This window comes from Ornithinimicrobium tianjinense, from assembly GCF_014636495.1.
Lineage (GTDB): Bacteria > Actinomycetota > Actinomycetes > Actinomycetales > Dermatophilaceae > Ornithinicoccus > Ornithinicoccus tianjinensis.
Map to the genome: position 1 here is coordinate 60,184 of NZ_BMEM01000005.1, position 17,304 is coordinate 77,487.

General features: G+C 74.5%; 19 protein-coding genes. 15 read left to right on the top strand and 4 right to left on the bottom strand.

Annotation, left to right across the window (positions count from 1 at the left end; all coding sequences use genetic code 11):
• The first annotated feature begins 4 nt into the window (after nt 1–4).
• Nucleotides 5–1,300, top strand: coding sequence for an MFS transporter (locus IEV65_RS13655; protein WP_188431717.1), 1,296 nt, complete (start codon nt 5–7; stop codon nt 1,298–1,300).
• Nucleotides 1,301–1,315: 15 nt separating this feature from the next.
• Here IEV65_RS13655 and IEV65_RS13660 read toward each other — a convergent pair whose 3' ends face one another.
• Nucleotides 1,316–1,792, bottom strand: coding sequence for an aminoacyl-tRNA deacylase (locus IEV65_RS13660; protein ID WP_188431719.1), 477 nt, complete (start codon nt 1,790–1,792; stop codon nt 1,316–1,318).
• A 78-nt stretch (nt 1,793–1,870) separates the two neighbouring features.
• Here IEV65_RS13660 and IEV65_RS13665 point away from each other — a divergent pair, with 78 nt between their 5' ends.
• From IEV65_RS13665 to IEV65_RS13725, 13 genes are all read left to right on the top strand, one after another.
• A complete protein-coding gene (locus tag IEV65_RS13665) occupies nt 1,871–2,383 on the top strand; it encodes a DUF4395 domain-containing protein (protein WP_188431721.1) in 513 nt (170 codons plus the stop codon).
• Nucleotides 2,384–2,516: 133 nt separating this feature from the next.
• Entirely contained in the window at nt 2,517–3,758 is a 1,242-nt protein-coding gene (locus IEV65_RS13670; RefSeq protein ID WP_188431723.1) for an allantoate amidohydrolase, read from the top strand.
• Nucleotides 3,755–4,279 carry an adenylate kinase family protein gene (locus tag IEV65_RS13675; RefSeq protein ID WP_188431725.1) on the top strand — a complete coding sequence of 175 codons (525 nt, stop codon included), beginning with the start codon at nt 3,755–3,757 and terminating at the stop codon, nt 4,277–4,279. The genes IEV65_RS13670 and IEV65_RS13675 overlap by 4 nt, the downstream gene beginning before the upstream one ends.
• Nucleotides 4,276–5,622: a formimidoylglutamate deiminase gene (locus IEV65_RS13680; RefSeq protein ID WP_188431727.1), complete on the top strand. Its 1,347-nt coding sequence runs from the start codon at nt 4,276–4,278 to the stop codon at nt 5,620–5,622. Before IEV65_RS13675 ends, IEV65_RS13680 begins: the two co-directional genes overlap by 4 nt.
• Before the next feature lie 5 nt (nt 5,623–5,627).
• Nucleotides 5,628–6,836: an imidazolonepropionase gene (gene hutI / locus IEV65_RS13685; protein ID WP_229735292.1), complete on the top strand. Its 1,209-nt coding sequence runs from the start codon at nt 5,628–5,630 to the stop codon at nt 6,834–6,836.
• A gap of 9 nt (nt 6,837–6,845) precedes the next feature.
• Complete coding sequence (locus IEV65_RS13690; RefSeq protein WP_229735293.1) at nt 6,846–7,274, top strand: DUF1761 domain-containing protein; 429 nt, start codon at nt 6,846–6,848, stop codon at nt 7,272–7,274.
• A 34-nt stretch (nt 7,275–7,308) separates the two neighbouring features.
• Nucleotides 7,309–8,793, top strand: a complete 1,485-nt coding sequence (locus IEV65_RS13695; protein ID WP_188431729.1) for an MBL fold metallo-hydrolase RNA specificity domain-containing protein — start codon at nt 7,309–7,311, stop codon at nt 8,791–8,793.
• Nucleotides 8,794–9,018: 225 nt separating this feature from the next.
• Entirely contained in the window at nt 9,019–10,251 is a 1,233-nt protein-coding gene (locus tag IEV65_RS13700; RefSeq protein WP_188431731.1) for a sensor histidine kinase, read from the top strand.
• A gap of 74 nt (nt 10,252–10,325) precedes the next feature.
• Nucleotides 10,326–10,958, top strand: a complete 633-nt coding sequence (locus IEV65_RS13705) for a response regulator (protein ID WP_229735308.1) — start codon at nt 10,326–10,328, stop codon at nt 10,956–10,958.
• 224 nt (nt 10,959–11,182) lie between these two features.
• Entirely contained in the window at nt 11,183–11,497 is a 315-nt protein-coding gene (locus IEV65_RS13710) for a DMT family transporter (RefSeq protein WP_188431967.1), read from the top strand.
• Nucleotide 11,498: 1 nt separating this feature from the next.
• Nucleotides 11,499–11,855 (top strand): DMT family transporter, encoded by a 357-nt coding sequence (locus IEV65_RS13715; RefSeq protein WP_188431735.1) that lies wholly within the window; start codon nt 11,499–11,501, stop codon nt 11,853–11,855.
• Nucleotides 11,856–12,132: 277 nt separating this feature from the next.
• Nucleotides 12,133–12,996, top strand: coding sequence for an ABC transporter ATP-binding protein (locus IEV65_RS13720; RefSeq protein WP_188431737.1), 864 nt, complete (start codon nt 12,133–12,135; stop codon nt 12,994–12,996).
• A 26-nt stretch (nt 12,997–13,022) separates the two neighbouring features.
• On the top strand, nt 13,023–15,572 hold the full coding sequence (locus IEV65_RS13725) for an ABC transporter permease (protein WP_188431739.1): 2,550 nt from the start codon (nt 13,023–13,025) through the stop codon (nt 15,570–15,572).
• On the opposite strand, the gene IEV65_RS13730 is transcribed toward IEV65_RS13725, so the two are convergent.
• From IEV65_RS13730 to IEV65_RS13740, 3 genes are read right to left on the bottom strand one after another with little or no spacing between them, the layout of a single operon-like run.
• Nucleotides 15,538–15,762, bottom strand: coding sequence for an anti-sigma factor (locus IEV65_RS13730; RefSeq protein WP_188431741.1), 225 nt, complete (start codon nt 15,760–15,762; stop codon nt 15,538–15,540). The genes IEV65_RS13725 and IEV65_RS13730 overlap by 35 nt on opposite strands.
• Nucleotides 15,759–16,466 carry an RNA polymerase sigma factor gene (locus IEV65_RS13735; RefSeq protein ID WP_188431743.1) on the bottom strand — a complete coding sequence of 236 codons (708 nt, stop codon included), beginning with the start codon at nt 16,464–16,466 and terminating at the stop codon, nt 15,759–15,761. The genes IEV65_RS13730 and IEV65_RS13735 overlap by 4 nt, the downstream gene beginning before the upstream one ends.
• Complete coding sequence (locus IEV65_RS13740) at nt 16,463–16,720, bottom strand: hypothetical protein (RefSeq protein ID WP_188431745.1); 258 nt, start codon at nt 16,718–16,720, stop codon at nt 16,463–16,465. Before IEV65_RS13740 ends, IEV65_RS13735 begins: the two co-directional genes overlap by 4 nt.
• Before the next feature lie 111 nt (nt 16,721–16,831).
• Between IEV65_RS13740 and IEV65_RS13745 the strand changes: the two genes are divergently transcribed.
• Entirely contained in the window at nt 16,832–17,296 is a 465-nt protein-coding gene (locus IEV65_RS13745; protein ID WP_229735294.1) for a hypothetical protein, read from the top strand.
• The last annotated feature ends 8 nt before the right edge of the window (nt 17,297–17,304 follow it).

A 17,304-nucleotide genomic window follows, 5' to 3' on the forward strand; every position in this document is an offset into this window, starting at 1 on the left:
AGGCGTGCCGGCCTCCCTCCGCCTCTACCAGCGCCTGGTGCGGGCCGACCGGTCCGACCAGGAGCCCGACGAGCAGCGGCTGGTCGGTCGCAACGGGCTGCGCTACCTCCTCGCCCACGTCCTGCAGGCGACCGGCGACCAGGTGGTGAACACCAAGACGGTGCTGCCCTGGGCGCTGTCCGCGATCGGGGCCCCGGCGGCGACGCTCGCGCTGCTGGTGCCGGTGCGCGAGTCCGGGTCGATGCTGCCGCAGGCGGCGTTCTCACCGGTGCTGCAGGGCTCGCGGTTCCGGAGCCGCTACTGGTTGTGGGGGTCGGTCGGGCAGGCGGTGGCGACGGCAGGTATGGCGTTCGCCGTCGCCACCCTCTCGGGCTGGGTGGCGGGCGTGGCCACGGTGCTGCTCCTGGCGGTCTTCGCCCTGGCGCGGTCGCTGAACTCGCTCGCCGGCAAGGACGTGCTCGGCCGCATCACCCCCAAGGGCGAGCGCGGCCAGATCAGCGGGATCTCCACGATGCTGTCGGGGCTCGTCGCGGTCACGCTGGGTCTGGCGCTGCGCGTGCTCGGCGGCGACGTGTCCGTCGCCGTCATCGCCTGGCTGCTGGGCGCCGCGGCGCTGGCCTGGGTCGCGGCGGTCGCGGTCTTCGCCGGGATCCGCGAGCCGGAGGCCGAGGTCGTGCCCCCTGAGGAGGGGCCGGGGTGGGTCCGGGAGTCGTGGGAGCTGCTCCGGTATGACGCGCCCTTCCGGCGGTTCGTCATGGCGCGCGGGCTGCTCCTGGTGTCGGCGCTGTCGCCGCCCTTCGTCGTCGCGCTGGCCGCGCAGGAGGGCGAGAGCAGCCTGCGCGGCCTGGGGCCCTTCGTGATCGCGCAGGGGCTGGCCGCGCTGATCGGGGGCCGGTGGTTCGGGCGGAGGGCCGACGCGTCCTCCCAGCGGCTGCTGACGCGGGCGGGCGCCGCCGCGAGCGCTGTCGTGCTGCTCTTCCTCGGGCTGCACCTGCTGCCCACGACCCAGGGCGCCTGGTGGCTCTACCCGGTGACCTTCCTGCTGCTGTCCCTGGCGCACACCGCGGTGCGGGTCGGGCGCAAGACCTACGTCGTGGACATGGCCGAGGACGACCAGCGCACCCGCTACGTCGCCGTGTCCAACACCGCGATGGGTGTCCTGCTGCTCGTCGTCGGCGCGGTCTCGGCCGGGCTGGCGGTCCTCGGCCCGGTGGCGGCGCTGGTGTTCCTGGCCGTGCTCGGGCTGGCCGGCGTGCTCGTCTCGAGGTCGCTGCCCGAGGTGAGCAAGGGCACGGCCTGACTGGCTCGCGCGAGGCTAGCCGGTCGGCTCGGTCACGTCGGCGACCTGCGCGCCCCAGTGCGCCAGCGCGGCCTCGGCGTTGACCGTGACGGCGACGCCGTGGGCGCCGGCGCCCATCGAGACGACCCGGTCGGGGTCGCCGGTGAGTGACGCGTCGGCGACCACGGGCCAGGCGGTGGTGGACCCGAAGGGCGTGATCGTCCCGCGCTCGTAGCCCGTCGCGTCCTTCGCCACCGCCGCGTCCGGCATCGACAGCCGGCTCACGCCGAGCAGCGCGCGCAGCTTGGGCCAGGCGATCTCGCGGTCGCCGGGCACGAGGACGAAGAGGTAGTCGCCCTCGCCCCGGCGGACGACGAGCGTCTTGACGATGTCGCGGGGCTCGACGCCGCGCGCCGCCGCCGCCTCCGCCAGGCTGCCGACCCGACCGTGCCGGGTCACCGTGTGCTCCAGGCCCGCGCTCGCGACGGCCGCCAGTGCTCGCTCCTCGCTCATGACACCGAGCGTAGATCGGACGGACCGGTCCCGTCCGGCCATTACATAACCTCACCTTTGAGGATGCATAATGTAGGGGTGTCCTCTTCTCGATTCCCCGCCGTGGTCGACGACGTCACCGTCCGGCTGATCGCCGGCGTGGTCCTGGCCGTCGTCCTCGTCACTGCCGTGACCCAGCAGTGGTGGCTGTTCGCCGTGCTCGCCCTCGACTTCGCCCTGCGCGCGACGGTGGGCCCGGCCGCCAGTCCGGTCGCCCAGCTCGTGCGGCGCGTGATCCGTCCGCGCGTCAGGGCCCTGCCGCACCCGACGCCGGGGGCGCCCAAGCGGTTCGCCGCGGCGATCGGCGCCACGATGACCGGTGCGGCGACCCTGCTGTGGGTGTTCCACGCGGCGACCGGCAGCGGCGCCGCGATCGCGGCCGTCTACGTCATCGCCGGGGTGATGGTGCTCTTCCCGGCCCTCGAGTCGCTGCTCGGCCTCTGCGTCGGGTGCGTGATCTTCTCCTGGCTGATGCGCCTCGGCGTCGTGCCCGAGTCCGTCTGCGTCGAGTGCGCCGACATCACCTCCCGCCTGCGCACCGCCTCCTCCTGACGATTGCTGCTGACGTCGCCGCGCTGAGGTGTCCTGCTGAGGCCCCCTGCCGGCGCGAGATGTCTCGGATCTCGGACGCGGCGCTCGCGGCTCCCTCCCGCGGGCACCCCGTCCACGCCTAGAGTCAGGGGGCATGAGCGCCGCCTCCTTCGACAGCATGTGGGCCGACCTCGACCCGGTGGGACGGGCCGGCAGCGGGGGTTACCGACGCTTCGCGTGGACGGCCGAGGACCACACGCTGCGCGAGTGGTTCGCCGGGGAGTGCGCCCGACGCGGGCTGGACCTCACCGAGGACCGGGTCGGCAACCAGTGGGGCTGGTGGTGGGACGGCCCGGGCACCGTCGACGAGGCGGTCGCCGCCGGCCGCAAGGCCGTCGTCATCGGCTCGCACCTCGACTCCGTCCCCGACGGCGGTGCCTTCGACGGCCCGCTCGGCGTGGTCAGCTCGCTCGCCGCCGTCGACCGGCTGCGCGCGGCCGGGGTGCGCCCCGCGGCGCCCGTCGCGGTCACCAACTTCGTGGACGAGGAGGGGGCCCGCTTCGGCATCGCCTGCGCCGGCTCCCGCGTCCTCACCGGCCAGCTCGACCGCGACAGGGCGCTCGGGCTCACCGACGCCGACGGTGTGAGCATGGCCGAGGCCCTGCGCGCCGCCGGCCGCGACCCCGACGCCTACGGCCCGGACGCGGAGGCCCTGGCGCGCGTCGGCTCCTTCGTCGAGCTCCACGTCGAGCAGGGCCGGGCGCTCGTCGACCTCGGCGCCCCGGTCGCCGTCGCCAGCGACATCTGGCCGCACGGGCGCTGGCGCTTCGACTTCCCGGGCGAGGCCAACCACGCCGGCACCACCCGCCTGGTCGACCGCCGCGACGCGATGCTCGGGTATGCCGATCTCGTGCTGGGGGCGCGCCACGTCGCCACCCAGCGGGGCTGCGTGGCCACCGTCGGCAAGGTGCGCGTCACCCCCGGCGGCGTGAACGCCATACCCTCCCACGTCACCGGCTGGCTCGACGCGCGTGGTGCCGACGAGGACCAGGTGATCGCGATGGTCGACGAGCTCACCGCGCGCGGGCAGGAGATGGGGGCGACCGTGACCCGCGAGAGCTGGACGCCGACCACCCGCTTCGACGCCGGGCTGAGCGAGCGGCTGCGGCGCGTGCTCGACAGCGCCGCGGGGGTCTCCGCGCCCGTCCTCGGCACCGGCGCCGGGCACGACGCGGGCATCCTGGCCACCGCGGGCGTCCCGAGCGCGATGCTCTTCGTGCGCAACCCCACCGGCGTGTCCCACAGCCCCGAGGAGCACGCCGAGGCCGACGACTGCCATGCGGGGGTCGAGGCGCTGGCCGCGTGCGTGCGCGACCTGACGGCGGCCCCGGCATGAGCGTCGGCGCCGCGACCAGGCCCGCGAGCAGCGGCAGCGTCACCACCACGCGCGTGCTCCTCACGGGGATGTCCGGCGTCGGCAAGTCCGCGCTACTCGCCGCCCTGCGCGAGCGCGGCTGGCGGACCGTGGACGCCGACGAGGACGGCCTGGTCACCGAGTACCCCGACCGCACCGACCTCCACCTCGCCGAGCTCGAGGCGATCCTGCGCCAGCCCCGCCACGACCGCCCCCTGATCGTCGCGGCGACCGGCGAGGGCCAGGGGCAGCTCTACCCCTTCGTCGACCACGTCGTCCTGCTCACCGCCCCCTGGCCGGTGCTCGAGGAGCGGCTGGCGACCCGCAGCGGCAACGCCTTCGGCAAGGAGCCGGGCGAGCGCGAGCGCGTCCGCGCCGACGTCGAGACCTACGAGCCCCTCCTGCGGCGGGGCGCCGACCTGGTGGTCGACACCTCGCAGGTCGCGCTCGAGGACCTCGCCGAGCAGATCGACGCGCTGGCCACCCAGGAGGACGCACGATGAGCAGCACCACCTTCCACGCGGCATACGCCCACCTGCCCACCGGGGTCGAGCGCGACGTCCGGCTGACCGTGGACCGCGGCCGCTTCACCGCGGTCGAGACGGGTGCCGCCGCGCAGCCGGGCGACCGCGAGCTGCCCGGCGTCGTCCTGCCCGGGCTCGCCAACGCGCACAGCCACGTCTTCCACCGGGCGCTGCGGGGACGCACCCACGTCGGCGGCGGCACCTTCTGGACGTGGCGCGAGGGCATGTATGCCGTCGCCGCTCAGCTGGATCCGACGAGCTACCTCGCGCTGGCGCGGGCGGCCTACGCCGAGATGGCCCTGGCCGCGATCACCGCGGTGGGGGAGTTCCACTACCTGCACCACGGCCCGGGGGGCGCGCGCTACCTGGACCCCAACGAGATGGGCCACGCGCTCGTCGAGGCCGCCGCGGACGCGGGGATCCGGCTGACCCTGCTGGACACCTGCTACCTCGCGGGCGGGCTCGGGCCGGACGGCCACGTGCCGCTCGAAGGGCCCCAGCTGCGCTTCGGCGACGGTGACGCCCAGACGTGGGCGCTGCGGGTCGACGACCTGCGCGACCACACCGACGGCGGCCCGGCGCACGTCCGCGTGGGCGCCGCGATCCACTCGGTGCGGGCGGTGCCGCGGGAGGCGCTGGGCGTGGTCGCGTCGTGGGCCCGGCAGGGCGGCCGACCGCTGCACATCCACCTCTCCGAGCAGCCGGCCGAGAACGAGGCCTGCCTCGCCGCCCACGGCCTGACCCCGACCGGCCTGCTCGCGGCCGAGGGCGTGCTCGGCCCGGACCTGTCGGCCGTGCACGCCACGCACCTCACCGACGAGGACGTCGCCCTGCTCGGCCAGCACAGCTGCTGGGCGTGCTTCTGCCCGACCACCGAGCGCGACCTCGCCGACGGCATCGGCCCCGCCGTCTCCCTGCGGGACGCGGGCGCCCGCCTCTCGCTCGGGTCCGACCAGCACGCGGTCGTCGACCTGATCGAGGAGGCGCGGGCGCTGGAGATGCACGAGCGCCTCGACACCCTGCAGCGCGGCCGGTTCGCGCCGGAGGACCTCCTGGCGGCGGCCACCGCCCACGAGAGCATCGGCTGGCCGGACGCCGGACGTCTCGAGCTCGGTGCCCGCGCCGACCTGGTCGCGGTCCGCCTGGACAGCGTCCGGACCGCCGGGTCAGACCCAGCGCAGGTCCTGCTCTCCGCCACCGCGTCCGACGTCGACACGGTCGTCGTCGACGGGGCCGTCGTCGTCGAGGGCGGTCAGCACCGCCTCGGCGACGTCGGCCGCCTCCTGCACGACGCCATCACCCCGCTCTGGAAGGACGCCTGAACACCGTGAGCATGCTCATCACCGGGATCCACGAGCTCGTCACCTGCGACGAGACCCTCGACGGGGCCGTCGAGGAGGAGCTGCACGCCCGCCTCGGCCTCCTGCGGGACGCGGCCGTCGTCATCGCCGGCGGCGGCGAGGACAGCGCACCTGTCGTCGAGTGGGTCGGTCCCGCGTCGCAGGCGCCGGCCGCCGACTGGGCCATCGACCTCGAGGGCCGGGCGGTGATCCCGGGCTTCGTCGACAGCCACAGCCACCTCGTCTTCGCCGGCGACCGCTCGGCGGAGTTCGCCGCCCGGATGTCGGGCACGCCCTACGACGGCGGCGGCATCGCCACGACCGTGGCCGCCACCCGCGGCGCCGACGACGCCGAACTGCGCACGTTGATCCAGCACCGTGTCCAGGAGATGCGCGCCCAGGGCACCACGACGGTGGAGATCAAGAGCGGCTACGGGCTCTCCGTCGCCGACGAGGTCCGGGCGCTGCGGCTGGCCAGGGAGGTCACCGAGGAGACGACCTACCTCGGCGCGCACGTGGTGCCGCCGGACCACCGGGACGGCGGGGAGGCGGGGCGCGCGGCATACCTGGACCTGGTCTGCGGCGAGATGCTCGAGGCGTGCGCGCCCCACGCGCGCTGGATCGACGTCTTCTGCGAGCCGGCGAGCCCCTACGCGTTCACCGGGGAGGAGTCGCGGCGGATCCTCGAGGCGGGTCGCGCCGCGGGGCTCGAGCTGCGCGTCCACGGCAACCAGCTCAGCGAGGGCCCCGGCGTGCAGCTGGCCGTGGAGCTGGGCGCCGCGAGCGTCGACCACTGCACCTTCCTCACCGACGCCGACGTCGACGCGCTCGCCGGCAGCGACACCGTCGCGACCCTGCTCCCGGGCGTGGAGTTCTCCACCCGCCAGCCCTACCCGGACGCGCGCCGCCTCCTGGGGGCCGGCGTCGACGTGGCGATCGCGACCGACTGCAACCCGGGCACCTGCTACTCCTCCTCGATGCCGCTCATGGTCGCGCTGGCCGTCCGCGAGATGGGTATGACGCCCGCCGAGGCCCTGCGAGGGGCGACCGTCGTCGCGGCGAAGGCGTTGCGCCGCAACGACATCGGCACCATCGCGGTGGGTCGGCGGGCGGACCTCGCCGTGGTCGACGCGCCGAGCTGGCTGCACATCCCCTACCGCGTCGGCGTCCCGCTGGTGCGCGCCCTGGAGGTCTAGGCTTCGGGCGTGGACATCCCGGAGATCAACTACCTCGCCGTCGTGCTGGCCGTCGTCGCCTCGATGCTGGTCGGCTTCGTCTTCTACCACCCGAAGGTGCTCGGCACCCGGTGGATGCGGGCGATCGGCCACGACGAGCGGTCGGTCTCCGAGGGCGGCGGCAGCTGGGTCTACGGCGTCGTCCTCGTCTCCAGCTTCGTCACCGCGTGGGTGCTCGCGGGCGCGACGTGGCTCTCCCACGAGTTCTACGGCGGGTCTTTCCTGGTCAACGGCCTGGTCACAGGGCTGATCCTCTGGGTCGGCTTCACCGCCGCGCGGGTGGTCGTGCACGACGGTTTCGACCCGCGCGGCTTCCGGGTCACGCCATACACGCTGCTCAACGGGCTGCTCACCGTGCTGGCGATGGCGCTGGTCATCGGGCTGATGCCGCCGGGCTGAGGCGCCTGTCGGCGCACTCTGGCAGGGTCGAGGTATGACGCAGCAGTCGAGTCCTCGCCCCGTCCGCAACCGTCCGCTCACCCTCACCTTCCTCGGTGCCTCCGGGACCGTCACCGGGTCCAAGTACCTCCTCACCGTGGGTGAGCGGCGCGTCCTCGTGGACGCCGGCGTCTTCCAGGGGGAGAAGCACTGGCGACTGAAGAACTGGGAGGAGTTCCCGGTCGACCCGGCGACGCTGAGCGACGTCGTCCTCACCCACGCCCACACCGACCACATCGGCTACCTGCCGGCGCTCGTCGACCAGGGCTTCGCCGGGCAGGTCTGGCTGACCGAGGGCAGCGCGGTGATCGGCGAGATCGTGCTGCGCGACGCGGGCAAGCTGCAGGAGGAGGCGGCCGAGGAGGCCCGGCGGCACGGCTGGTCCAAGCACGAGGAGCCGCAGCCGCTCTTCGACCTGCAGGACGTCGAGCGGACCCTGCCGCTGTTCCGGACGGTGGCCTTCGACGAGGACGTCGACCTCGGGGACGGGCTCGTCGCGCGGTGGACGCGGGCCGGTCACATCCTCGGCTCGGCGAGCGTGCGCCTGGAGGTCGACGGCCACGACGTGCTGTTCTCCGGCGACCTCGGCCGCCACGACCACCCGCTGCTCAAGCCGCGCGGCACACCGGCGGGCGCGCGCTACGTCGTGTGCGAGTCGACCTACGGCGACCGCGAGCACCCCGAGCCGGTGGTTGAGCACCAGGCGATGGCCGACGCCGTCCGCCGCACCGTGGACCGCGGCGGCCTGGTCGTCATCCCGGCCTTCGCCGTCGACCGGACCCAGGCGGTGCTCAAGGTGCTGGTCACGCTCATGCGGGAGGGGCGCATCCCCGAGGTCGACGTCGCGGTCGACTCGCCGATGGCGCTCAAGGTGCTCGACGCCTACCGAAACAGCTCGCTCGGCGAACTGCGGGACGACGTCGACGTCGACGACTTCACCGCGCTGCCGCGGCTGATCGAGGCCGCCACCTCGCAGCAGTCCCGGGCGCTGAACCGGCGTAACGACCCGATGATCATCGTCGCGTCCTCCGGGATGGCCGAGGGCGGGCGCGTCCTGCACCACCTCGCCCGCCTCCTCCCCGACGAGCGCAACACCGTCATCCTCACCGGCTACCAGGCCGCCGGCACCCGGGGGCGGGCGCTGGAGGAGGGGGCCGGCTCGGTCAAGATCAACGGGCACTACGTCAAGGTCCGGGCCGAGATCGTCCGCGACCACGAGTTCTCGGTGCACGGCGACGCGAGCGACCTGGTGGACTGGCTCACCGCGCTCGACCCGGTGCCCGACACGGTCTTCGTCACGCACGGCGAGCAGGACGTCGCCGAGCACTTCGCCGCACGCGTCGAGGACACGCTCGGCTGCCCCGCGGTGGTCCCGAGGTATGGCGAGGTCGTGTCCCTGGTGCCCGGTGCGCCCGACCCGGCCGACCTCGACCTCCCCGTGCCGGCGCAGCCTGGCCCGGGCGAGGAGCCGAAGGACTGAGCCGACTGGCCGCTGGCACGAGCGCCTGTCCGGTAGGGGTGTGGGGTGGCACGAGCGCCTGTCCGGTAGGGGTGTGGGGTGGCACGAGCGCCTGTCCGGTCGGGGGTGGGGTGGCACGAGCGCCTGTCCGTTCGGGCACGTCATACCGCGGTCGCACTGCGATGGGGCGAGGTCGAGCCTGCGGGAGGAGGTGCGGGCTGGCCGTGGCACCTACGCTTCCTGATCATGCCCCGACCGACCGACGACGTCCCTGACCTCTGGCGCCACCCCTGGGCGCCGGACCTCGCGGTGGTCGGCGCGCTGCTCCTGTGGGCCCTGGTCAGCGGGGTGGTGGGCGGGTTCCTCAGCGTCTCCCTGGGGATGGTCATGGTCCTGCCGCTGCTGTGGCGCCGCCGGGCCCCGCTGGTCGCGGCGCTCGGCGTGGCGCTCGTCTGCCTGGTGCAGGTGGCGGTCATGGACCAGCCGCACCCGGCCGACGTGGCGGTGCCGATCGCGGTCTACAGCGCCGCCGCGTTCGGGACGCGCACCGAGTCGCGACTGGTGCTGCTCCTGGGCCTGCTCGGTGCGGGGATCGCCGCCCTGGACTGGCGCAACGTCTACGTCCACCCGCTCGATCAGCTCCCGCAGATCGCCTTCCAGGCCTTCTTCATGGCGATGTTCCTGGGGGTCGCGTGGGTGCTCGGCGACGTCGTCCGGCGCCGCAAGGCCGTCCTCGCGCGCCTCGCCGAGCAGAACGCCGCGCTCGCGCGCGACCACGCGCAGCGCACCAGGCTGGCCTCGCAGGAGGAGCGGGCCGCGATCGCCCGCGAGATGCACGACGTCGTGGCGCACAGTCTCGCGGTCGTGGTGGTCCAGGCCGACGGTGCCCTGTATGCCGCGCGCCGCGCCCTCGACGCCCCGCCCGGGATCGCGGCCGACCGGGCGGCCCTGGAGCGCGCCGCCCAGACGCTGGAGACCCTGGCCGAGACGGCCCGCAGCTCGCTGGCCGACACCCGCCGGCTGGTGGGGGTGCTGCGCGAGGAGGGCTCCGGGGCGGAGTTCTCGCCGCTGCAGGAGCTGGCCTACCTGGACGAGCTGGCTCAGGGGGTGCGCGACTCCGGCGTCGCGGTCGACGTCGTCGTCCGGGGCCAGGTCGACGACCTGCCGCGCGAGGTCGACCTGGCGGCCTACCGGGTCGTGCAGGAGTCGCTGACCAACGTGCTCAAGCACGCCGGCCCGCACGCCACCGTCGACGTCGACGTGCTGCGGACCCCCGCCGTGCTCCTGGTCCGGGTCACCGACGACGGCGCTGGCCAGGCGAGCGACGGGGACGGCGAGGGCAACGGCATACTCGGCATGTCCGAACGGGTCGAGGTGCTCGGCGGGACCGTCCACGCCGGGCCGCGCACCCGCGGCGGCTGGGAGGTCGTCGCGAGCCTGCCGGTCGAGCCGGCCCCGAGCGCAGGAGGAGCAGCGTGACCACCACTCCCGACGACCGCCCGGTGCGGCTGTTCCTCGTCGACGACCAGGAGCTCGTGCGCGCCGGCTTCCGGATGGTGCTCGACGCGCAGACCGACATGACGGTGGTCGGCGAGGCCGGCGACGGGCTGGCCGCGCTCGACGCGATCGAGGCGACCCGGCCGGACGTCGTGCTCATGGACATCCGGATGCCGCGGCTCGACGGTGTCGAGACGACGCGGCGGCTGCAGGAGCGCGGCGACGCGGCGCGGGTGCTGGTGCTGACGACCTTCGACCTGGACGAGTACGCCTTCGCCGCGCTCAAGGCCGGGGCCAGCGGCTTCCTGCTCAAGGACGCCGGGCCGGCCGAGCTGCTGGCGGCCATCCGCGCGGTCCACGCGGGCGACGCCGCGATGGCGCCCTCCACGACAAGGCGGATGCTCGAGCGTTTCGTGCCGGACCTGCCGGACGCGGCGGCCGAGACGGCCGCGGCCGCCCAGCGCCGCGCCGCACTGGCTCGCCTGGCCCCGCTGACCCAGCGCGAGCGCGAGGTCCTCGAGGCGGTCGGGCGCGGGCTGACCAACCATGAGATCGCCGCGGAGCTCTTCCTCGCCGAGGCGACCGTGAAGACCCACATCGGCAGGGTGCTCAGCAAGCTCGGCCTGCGCGACCGGGTGCACATGGTGATCACCGCGTACGAGACGGGGCTGGTCGGCCGGCCCGAGTGACGCGCCATGCTTGTGCACGGCTGTTGTGACGCATCGAATGCCAGGGCATTGCTTGTGTCGCAACAGCCACGCACATCCATTCCGTCAGCCACCCCGTCGAGGAGCCCCCTGTGGACTGGACCATCCTCATCGCCTCCGGCGTGCTCGAGGCTCAGTGGGCGAGCGTGGACTGGACCATCCTCATCGCCTCCGGCGTGCTCGAGGCGGTGTGGGCGAGTGCGCCCGTGGACTGGACCATCCTCATCGCCTCCGGCGTGCTCGAGGCGGTGTGGGCGAGCGCGCTCGGCGCGTCGCGCGGCCTGCGCCGCCCGCTGCCGACGCTCGTCTTCCTCGTCGCGACCGTGCTCTCCGTGTGGGGGCTCGCCGTCGCCATGCAGACCATCCCGACCGGCACCGCGTATGCCGTCTGGACCGCCACCGGAGCCTCGCTCACCGTGCTGTGGGCGATGGCGCGCGGGACCGAGCCGACGACCCTGACCCGCGTGCTGCTGCTGCTCGGCATCGTCGCCAGCGTCGTCGGACTCAAGGTGGTGTCCTGACATGGCGTGGACGATCCTGCTGGTCAGCGCCGTTCTCGAGGCGGTGTGGGCGACGGCCCTCGGCGCCTCGGACGGGCTGAGCCGACCGGTGCCGACGGTCGTCTTCGTCGTCTTCTCGGTCCTCAGCCTGGTCGGCCTCGGCCAGGCGATGCGCACCATCCCCACCGGGACCGCGTATGCCGTGTGGACCGGTCTCGGCGCCGTCCTCACCGTGGCCTGGGCGGCCGTGACGGGCGCGGAGCCGCTCACGCCGCTCAAGGTGCTCTTCCTCGTCGGCATCGTCGGGTGCGCCGCCGGCCTGAAGCTCACCACGCCCGCGGGGGCGGAGGCGGCGGAGGCGGTGGACCCCGTCCCGTGAGGATCGTCACGTAGGAGTCGGGTACGTCCCCGACTTTCACGTGACGACGTCCGCGGGACGTTGGCGGCCGGGCGCGGCGGCCAGATGCGGCAGCCGGATGCGGCGGCCAGATGCGATGGACAGATGCGGCAGCCGGATGCGGCGGCCAGATGCGGTGGCCAGATGCGGCGGCCAGGCGGGGCGGCGGGTGCGTCATACCCGGGTCTGACCCGGCACCCCTCAGCTCGGGCCCCCGGGTGGACCCGGCCCGCGGTCGGCCGCTCCTAGCGTCTGCGGCATGACGACGACAGGGACGCCATCAAGCACCACCACCACACCAACCGCCACCACCCCAGCCACGACTCCAGCCACAACCACGACCCCAGCCACCAACACGACCCCAGCCCCAGCCACGACCCGCGCCCGCCGCCCGGCGGCGCTGGCGGCGAGCACCCTCGGGCTGACCAAGACCTACGGCCGCGGCGAGACCGCGGTGCGCGCGCTCGACGGGGTGTCCGTAGGGATCGAGGAGCGGCGGTTCACAGCGATCATGGGTCCCAGCGGCTCGGGCAAGTCCACCCTCATGCACCTGCTCGCCGGCCTCGACACCCCGACGTCAGGGCGCGTGTTCCTCGGCGACACCGAGCTGACCTCGCTGTCCGACCGGCAGCTGACGACGCTGCGCCGACAGCAGGTGGGCTTCGTCTTCCAGGCTTTCAACCTGCTCCCCACGCTGACCGCGCGACAGAACGTCCGCCTCCCCCTCGACCTCGCGGGCAGCCGCGTCGACGAGGCGTGGGAGCGCACGGTCGTCGAGGGGCTCGGGCTCGCCGACCGCCTCGGCCACCGGCCCGGTGAGCTCTCCGGCGGCCAGCAGCAGCGGGTCGCCCTCGCGCGGGCGCTGGTGACGCGGCCGGCCGTGATCTTCGCCGACGAGCCCACCGGTGCGCTCGACTCGGTGACCGGCGCCGAGGTGCTCGCCCTGCTGCGCCGCTCCGTCGACGAGTGGGGGCAGACGGTCGTGATGGTGACCCACGACGCGGGCGCGGCCGCGGTGGCCGACCGGGTCCTGCTGCTGGCGGACGGTCAGGTCGCCGGCGACCTCGTCGACCCCGACCTCGACCGCGTCGTCGGCGCCGTGCGCGGGCTGGGGCGCGCCTGATGGCCGGGCGCAGCAGGACCGGCTGGATGACGACGGGCCTGGCCTCGCGGGGCCGCCGTCTGCTGTCCGCAGCGGTGGCGATCGTCATCGGCACCGCCTTCCTCACCGCGAGCCTGGTGGTCCTGGGGACCGCCAAGGCGGGTACCGAGGAGGCTGTGGCAGCAGGTTTCCGGGACGCCGACCTCGTCGTCTCGCGCACCGAGGCCGCCACGCTCGACGCGGCCGGCTACGACAAGGTCGCGGCCCTCGACGGCGTCGGCCGGGTGCGGGGCGAGACGACGGTCGGCGTGCACCGCGGTCAGCAGGACTTCCTGCCCGCCGCACCGGTGCCCGTGGCCGGCGTCAGCCTCCTGGCCGGGGACCTGCCGGCCGCCACGGGCGAGGTACTCATCAACCAGCAGCTCGCCGACGACGGCTTCGGCCCGGGTGACGCCCTGGAGGTCACGCCCTTCCCCGGACCGGAGGGCGAACGCCCGCCCGTGACGCTCACGGTCAGCGGCGTCGCCGACCTGGGCCCGACCAACCCGGTGCTCGACTTCGGCCCCGGCCTCGCCACCACGGACGCCACGCTCCGCTCCCTCGACCCGATGCTGACCTACGACGCCGTCGTCCTCCATCTCCAGCCAGGCGCCACGGAGGCGCAGGTGCGCGCGGCCCTGGCCGACGCCATACCCGGGGCCGAGGTGCAGACCGGCCCGGAGGCCGCCGAGGCGCGCGTCGCGACGATGACCGGCGAGACCGAGGTCTTCGCCGCGGTGCTGCTCGGCTTCGGCGCGGTCGCGCTGCTCACCGCGGCCATCGTCATCGCCAACACCTTCACGATCACGCTGGCGCAGCGCACCGGTGAGCTGGCGCTGCTGCGCTGCATCGGTGCGACCCGCGCCCAGGTGCGGCGGTGGGTCGTGCTGGAGGCCGTGGTGCTCGGGGCCGTCGCCTCGGCGGCCGGCGTGGGCCTCGGGGTCGCGGCGGGGGCCGGGCTGGTGGCGCTCGGGCGACGCCTGGACCTCGGCGTCCCGCTCGACCTAGGGCTGCAGCTCGACCCCGTCAGCCTGCTGCTGCCGGTCCTCGTGGGCACCGTCGTCACGGTGCTGGCCAGCCTGTGGCCGGCGGTCCGCGCCACCCGCGTCTCGCCCCTCGCCGCGCTCCGTCCCGTCGGCCCGGCCGCCGACCGGTTCCGGATGGGCTGGGTGCGCCTCGCCCTCTCGCTCGCGCTCGTCGGCAGCGGCGTCGCCGCGATGCTGTATGCCGCGTCCGCCCGGGACGTGCTCGCCGGCGTGGCCGGGGGTGTGGTCTCGTTCGTGGGGGTGCTGGTCGGCGGCACCCTGCTGGTGCCCGCCGCGGTGCGGGCGCTCGGCGTCGGGGCCCGCGCGGCCGGTGTGCCGGGCCGGCTCGCGGTCGACAACGCGGTGCGCCACCCGGGCCGGGCCGCCGCGACGAGCGCCGCGCTCCTCGTCGGCGTGACCCTGATCACGATGACCTCGGTCGGCGCCGCCACGGGCGAGCGGACGGCGCTGGGCGAGATCGACAAGGAGTATGCCGTCGACCTCCTCCTCACCTCCGGCAGCGTGGTCCCCGACGAGACCGGTCGGGCCGGGTCGGGCGAGAGCGAGGGCGAGGGCGACGGGGTGCCTGTGGGCGGGCCGGCGTCGCCGGACAGCATGGTGCCGGTGCCCCTGAGCCCGCTCGTGGCGGATCAGCTCGCGGATGTCCGTGGGGTCGCGGAGGTGGTCACCGGTGAGGTGGCTCCCGTCGTGCTGGGCGAGTCGTGGGCCGTCACGACCGCGCTGGCCGTCGACCCGCAGGACCTGTCGGCCGTGGTGCGCAGCGCAGAGCTGGTGGCCTCGCTCGAGCCGGGGACGGTCGGGCTGTCCGACCTGGACCTGGCCGTCAACGGTCTGGAGCCGGGCGACACCCTGACCGTCCACGGCACCCGGGCCGACCTCGACCTCACGGTCGTGGAGCTCGGCCTCGGTCAGGCGGTGGCGCTGCACCCGGACACCCTCAACGAGCTGGCGGGCGACGACGTAAGCCCCGGCGGCGTGCTGGCGCGGCTGGCGGCCGACGCGGACCTGGCGCACGTGATGGGCGAGGTGGACCGGATCGCGGCGGCGGACGCGCTGCTCGTCGAGGGCGGCGCGATCTCCCGGGCCACCGTGGTCAGGGTGCTCGACGTGCTGGTCATCGTGGCCACGGCGCTGCTCGGTGTGGCGGTCCTCATCGCGGTCGTCGGCATCGCCAACACCCTGTCGTTGTCGGTGGTCGAGCGGCACCGCGAGCACGCGCTCCTCCGCGGGCTGGGCCTCACGAGGGGACAGATGCGGGGGATGCTCCTCACCGAGGGTGTGCTCCTGGCCGTGGTCAGCGCGGGGCTCGGGCTGACGCTCGGGATGGGCTACGCCTTCCTCGGCATCCAGACCCTCCTGCCGGTGGACACCGAGGCCCGGCTCGCCGTGCCCTGGGCCCGCGTCGGGGTGATCGTCGGGGTCGCGCTGCTCGCCGGCGTCCTGGCCAGCGTGCTGCCCGCCCGCCGCGCCACCCGCGTCAGCCCTGCGGAGGGTCTCGCAGCAGGGCGGTGAGCGAGGCGACGTCCTCGGCGCACGCCGGGCAGGCTCGGAGGTGGGCCTCGAGGTCCGGCTGCGCCGGGCCGCCGGCCAGCCGGCTCTCCACGTAGACATCGAGCCGCTCGAAGCACTCCTCGCAGGAGAGGTAGGGGCCGTCCTCGAGCAGCAGACGCTCCAGGGCGGTCGAGAACTCTGGCGTGGTCATGGCTGCTCCGGTGCGGGGTCGGTGGTGTGCTGTCCGGCGGCGGCGCCGGTCGCCCTCGGCTCGTCGAGGTAGCCCATGGCGGTCAGCTCGGCGCGCAGCCGGGTCCGGGCGACGTGGACGGTCTTGTACAGCGCGCCGCGCGTGGTGCCCAGGCGGGCGGCGAGGACGTCGATGGGCACCTCGTCGACGAGGAGCGCCACCGCGATCTGCCGTTGGTATGCCGTGAGGCACTCGTGCATCGCCCGCGCCATGGCGGACGCCAGGTCGAGCGCCTCGGCCTCCTGCTCGGGCCCGCCGGGGCGGCGGTCCGGCAGCTGCAGGTCGCTGGGGTCGAGGTCCCTCAGGCGCACCTCCTGCCGTCTCCAGGCCTGCTGCCGCACGTCCGACGCCGCTTGGAGGAGCGCGAACTTGTAGGCCCACGTGGTGAACCGGCTGTGCCCCTCGAAGGTGTGCAGCTTGCCCAGCAGCGTGGTCATCGCGACGTCCGCCGCGCCGTTGGCGATCTCGTCGACCCGCTCGGGGGAGCAGCCGTCGACGAGCGAGCGCATCCGCCACACCTGGTGGGCCGCCGCGCGGACGAGCAGCCCGTGGAGCTGCCGCATCGCCACGGTCTGCTCGTGGCCGGGGGTGCCGAGCGCGAGGACCCAGTCGGTGGGCTCGGCCCCGCGGTCGGTGGCCGGCGCGTGCGCGGAGGGGTGGGTCACGGCATACCCCCGGACGTCCCTGTCCCGGGGAGGTCGACGGGCGTGAGGATCTGGGCGGCCAGCTCGGGCGGGCAGCCGGCGTCGACGAGGGCGAGGAGGCGGTGCAGGTCGGTGCGGTCGTGGGCGAGGGTGTCCGCGAGGGCCGGGCCGAAACTGTGCTCCAGCAGCCGGCAGCGACGCCAGGCGACCACGTCGACCGGGGGCCCGGGCGCCTGGCAGGGAGGCCCGAGGCGGGAGTGCTGGGTCGTCGTCATGCCCTCTTGGTGCGCGTGCGAGGCCGCCGCCTTACCGCGGGTCAGATCCGGGGCCGTCGGGACCACCAACACGGTGTCAGTGTCCACCCACCTCCCCACCCAGGAGAAGCCATGAGTCACACGACCACCCACCCCCGCGTCCACGCCTCCCTCAGCGACGCCGCCGGCTCGTCGCACGCGGCTCACCAGGCGTTCCTGGTGCTCCGCACCGCGTTCACCGTGGCGCCGATCGTCTTCGGCCTGGACAAGTTCACCAACCTCCTCGTCGACTGGACCACCTACCTGGCCCCGCCGATCGCGGGGCTCAGCCCGTTCTCGCCACAGGGCACGATGTATGTCGTCGGCGTGATCGAGATCGTCGCCGGCGTGCTCGTGGCCCTGCACCCGCGCCTCGGCGGCGCCGTCGTCGCCCTGTGGCTGGCGGGCATCATCCTCAACCTGCTGCTGATCCCGGGCTTCTACGACGTGGCGCTGCGCGACGTCGGCCTGCTGCTCGCGGCCGTCGCGCTGCAGCGGCTCAGCACGGCCTACGACCGACGGCCGCTGTCCTGGCCGGTGCGGCACGCGGGAGCCTGACACCTGCG

Excerpts from the sequence above, each read along its gene's own strand:
- IEV65_RS13680 (WP_188431727.1), top strand. The coding sequence starts at position 4,276 with ATGAGCAGCACCACCTTCCACGCGGCATACGCCCACCTGCCCACCGGG.
- IEV65_RS13695 (WP_188431729.1), top strand. The coding sequence starts at position 7,309 with ATGACGCAGCAGTCGAGTCCTCGCCCCGTCCGCAACCGTCCGCTCACC.
- IEV65_RS13660 (WP_188431719.1), bottom strand. The coding sequence starts at position 1,792 with ATGAGCGAGGAGCGAGCACTGGCGGCCGTCGCGAGCGCGGGCCTGGAG.
- IEV65_RS13745 (WP_229735294.1), top strand. The coding sequence starts at position 16,832 with ATGAGTCACACGACCACCCACCCCCGCGTCCACGCCTCCCTCAGCGAC.
- IEV65_RS13675 (WP_188431725.1), top strand. The coding sequence starts at position 3,755 with ATGAGCGTCGGCGCCGCGACCAGGCCCGCGAGCAGCGGCAGCGTCACC.
- IEV65_RS13740 (WP_188431745.1), bottom strand. The coding sequence starts at position 16,720 with ATGACGACGACCCAGCACTCCCGCCTCGGGCCTCCCTGCCAGGCGCCC.
- IEV65_RS13700 (WP_188431731.1), top strand. The coding sequence starts at position 9,019 with ATGCCCCGACCGACCGACGACGTCCCTGACCTCTGGCGCCACCCCTGG.
- IEV65_RS13720 (WP_188431737.1), top strand. The coding sequence starts at position 12,133 with ATGACGACGACAGGGACGCCATCAAGCACCACCACCACACCAACCGCC.
- IEV65_RS13670 (WP_188431723.1), top strand. The coding sequence starts at position 2,517 with ATGAGCGCCGCCTCCTTCGACAGCATGTGGGCCGACCTCGACCCGGTG.
- IEV65_RS13715 (WP_188431735.1), top strand. The coding sequence starts at position 11,499 with ATGGCGTGGACGATCCTGCTGGTCAGCGCCGTTCTCGAGGCGGTGTGG.
- IEV65_RS13725 (WP_188431739.1), top strand. The coding sequence starts at position 13,023 with ATGACGACGGGCCTGGCCTCGCGGGGCCGCCGTCTGCTGTCCGCAGCG.
- IEV65_RS13730 (WP_188431741.1), bottom strand. The coding sequence starts at position 15,762 with ATGACCACGCCAGAGTTCTCGACCGCCCTGGAGCGTCTGCTGCTCGAG.
- IEV65_RS13705 (WP_229735308.1), top strand. The coding sequence starts at position 10,326 with ATGGTGCTCGACGCGCAGACCGACATGACGGTGGTCGGCGAGGCCGGC.